At 68.0% G+C, this 2,596-nt stretch carries 3 protein-coding genes; 1 reads left to right on the top strand and 2 read right to left on the bottom strand.

All coding sequences use genetic code 11. From position 1 onward, the window contains the following. Both Q7T84_RS00620 and sfsA read right to left on the bottom strand, forming a co-directional pair. Positions 1 to 802, bottom strand: an 802-nt coding sequence (locus Q7T84_RS00620) for an oxygenase MpaB family protein (protein WP_304805622.1), incomplete at its 3' end; no start/stop codon positions are given. A 112-nt stretch (positions 803 to 914) separates the two neighbouring features. Next, positions 915 to 1,622, bottom strand: a complete 708-nt coding sequence (sfsA, locus tag Q7T84_RS00615; protein WP_304805621.1) for a DNA/RNA nuclease SfsA — start codon at positions 1,620 to 1,622, stop codon at positions 915 to 917. Between the two features lie 175 nt (positions 1,623 to 1,797). Between sfsA and Q7T84_RS00610 the strand changes: the two genes are divergently transcribed. Beyond that, positions 1,798 to 2,565 carry a competence/damage-inducible protein A gene (locus Q7T84_RS00610; protein ID WP_304805620.1) on the top strand — a complete coding sequence of 256 codons (768 nt, stop codon included), beginning with the start codon at positions 1,798 to 1,800 and terminating at the stop codon, positions 2,563 to 2,565. The last annotated feature ends 31 nt before the right edge of the window (positions 2,566 to 2,596 follow it).

Below are 2,596 nucleotides of genomic sequence, written 5' to 3'. Positions count from 1 at the left end.
CCAGCGAAACCACGCCACGCTCCCATGATCGCAGGCCGTAGTCCCGCCCCAAGCCCAGGATGTCGCGGGCCCACGGGGGCAGGATCTCGACGCTGGCGCGGATGAGCAGGTGTTGCAGTGGTCGCAATGGGCCGGGTGCGGCGGGGGTGCGCCGCATGATGTCCAGAAAGTCGAAGACGATCTGGGGCTGTGCCAACTTGGGACGCATTGCATCGAATTGCTGTGCCAAAATGGCTTCGGACTGCGGCGCGCCGAGCGCGCCATAGAGCCGGGCGGCTGGGGCGGCCTCGGCGTAGAAGCGGTCGCGGTCGGCCTGGGACAAGGGACGCACGAAGCTGTGGTAGGCCTGGAGAAAGCCGAACGAGGCGGTGGCCTGCACCCAGTTGAGCAGTTCTGGATCGGCCGCCCGGTAGGCCTGGCCGGCCGGTGTGACCCCGCTCACCTGCGCATGCATCCGTCCGACGCTGGCGATCATCCGCTCGGCGACAGATTTGGCGCTGTAGACCGTGAACATGGCCGCCAAGCCGGTGCGCGCCATGCGCGGCAACGGATCGGTGCGGAAGCTGGTGTGGTCCCAGACCCCGGAGCGAACCCGCGGCTCGGCCAGCTCGAGCAGCACCGCGGTGGTTCCGCCGATGAACAGCGAGACTGGGTTCTTGAACACCAGCCAGGAGACCGAGTCCGGGCTGGCCAGCGCTGGCTCGCCGGCCGGCTGGGTGAAGTCGACGGCGGGGAGGCCTGCGGCATAGGCCTTGATGATCTTGCCCACCTGGCCTGGCGCCGGGATGCCGGTGTTGGTCATCGTGCGACTTGGCCTCCAAGGCCGCGGGCTAGGGGCCTGCTTCTCTCTCAGATTGGCTGATCGGCCCGCCGCCGCAAGCTGGCGGAACTGATAGGGCGCGGGAGCTGGTCCTTCAGGCTTGCGGCGTCCAAGGGATCCGATGGCTGAGGGTTACGGCCTTCGGCGACATCTTGGCGGTGTAGACCAGCACCTCGACCCCCGCGGCCGCGGCGTGATCGAGCGCCGCGGCGAACCTTGGATCCAGTTCGGCGCAGGCCCGGAAGCCCTCGCAGTCGGTGCGTTGGACGACGAACAGCACCACGGCGCGCTCACCGGCGGCCGCCATGGTTTCGAGCTCGCGCAGGTGCTTCGTCGACCTAGCCGCCACGCAGTCGGGAAACTCAGCCAGGCCCTTGGTTCGCGAAAGATGGCAGTTCTTGATCTCCAGCCAGCAGGGCGTTCGATCTGGGTGTTCCAGCAGGAAGTCGACGCGGGAGGCCTCGCCGTACTTCACCTCGCGGCGGTGGGTGGCGTAGCCGGCGAGCTCGGGGATGGCGTCGGCGGCCAGGGCCTCGGCGACCAGGCGGTTGGGGGCCATGGTGTTGACGCCGACCAGTCCGCCCTCGGCCTCGACGAACTCCAGCGTGTGGGCGAGCTTGCGCTTTGGATCGCCTGATTTCGACAACCAGACGGGCAGGCCCGGAGTGTTGACGCCCAACATCGCGCCAGGATTGGGGCAGTGCGCGGTGATGGCCGAGCCGTCCTCCAGGATCACGTCGGCAAAGAAGCGTTTGTAGCGGCTGACGAGCGTGCCGCGCATCAGCGGCTGGGGGAAATCCATGGGCTATCCGGAGGAGGGCGGGAGGGGTCGATTTAGGAACCCGGCGTGCAAAGAGCCAGCAGCTTGTCGCCTCGATCAAGACCCATGACGCCAACGAACGGTTGCGAGCGGTCGCCGAGCAGGGTTAGTCGAAAGTCATGCGCGGCGTGTCGCGCGAGCATGGTGGGCAAGGCGTATGGCAGGTTCGGCGGACGGGCGGGTGACCGCAGGAGTGCTGATCATCGGCGACGAGATCCTCTCGGGCCGCACCCAAGACACCAACCTGCGCGACATCGCCAAGTATCTGGGCGTGCACGGTGTGGACCTCGCCGAGGCGCGGACCGTCACTGACGACGTTCAAGAGATCGTGGCGGCGCTCGATGCGCTGCGCACCCGCTATGACTATGTGATCACCACTGGAGGCATCGGCCCCACGCATGACGACATCACCGCCGACGCGGTGGCCGCGGCGTTCGGTGTCGAGCTGGAAGAGCATCCCGAGATTCTGGTGATGATGGCGGCGCGCTGGGGCGGCGCCCCCAACGCCGCGCGCCGGCGCATGGCGCGGGTTCCGGTAGGGGGCGTGCTGGTGAAGAACCCCGTCCAGGGGCCGCCTGGCTTCATGATCGGCAATGTCTTCGTGCTGGCCGGGGTGCCGACCATCATGCGCGGCATGCTGGAAGACGTCGGCCATCGCCTGAAGGGCGGCGCGGTGACCATCTCGCGCACCGTACGGGTCGAAGGCTCCGGCGAGGGCGTCATCGCCCTGCCGCTGGAAACCGTGGCCAAGGCTCATCCCGACATGTCGCTGGGCAGCTACCCATTCTTCGGCGACGGGATCTACGGCTCGAACCTGGTGCTGCGCGGGCGCGATGCGGCCGAGTTGGCGACGGCGGTCGAGGAGCTGATCGCCGCCCTGACGGCCGCTGGGATCGAGAACGTGCGCGAGGTGGAAGGGGTTTAGGGGGGGCGTCCGATGCTGAAGCTGCTACGCC

The sequence above is a fragment of the Phenylobacterium sp. genome, assembly GCF_030654915.1.
Taxonomy (GTDB): domain Bacteria; phylum Pseudomonadota; class Alphaproteobacteria; order Caulobacterales; family Caulobacteraceae; genus Phenylobacterium.
The sequence above is the reverse complement of the archived record's forward strand: the minus strand, read 5'-3'. Positions and strand labels throughout refer to the sequence as shown.

Bases quoted from the DNA above. Each gene is read 5' to 3' on its own strand.
- sfsA (WP_304805621.1), bottom strand. From the start codon at position 1,622: ATGGATTTCCCCCAGCCGCTGATGCGCGGCACGCTCGTCAGCCGCTAC.
- Q7T84_RS00610 (WP_304805620.1), top strand. From the start codon at position 1,798: ATGGCAGGTTCGGCGGACGGGCGGGTGACCGCAGGAGTGCTGATCATC.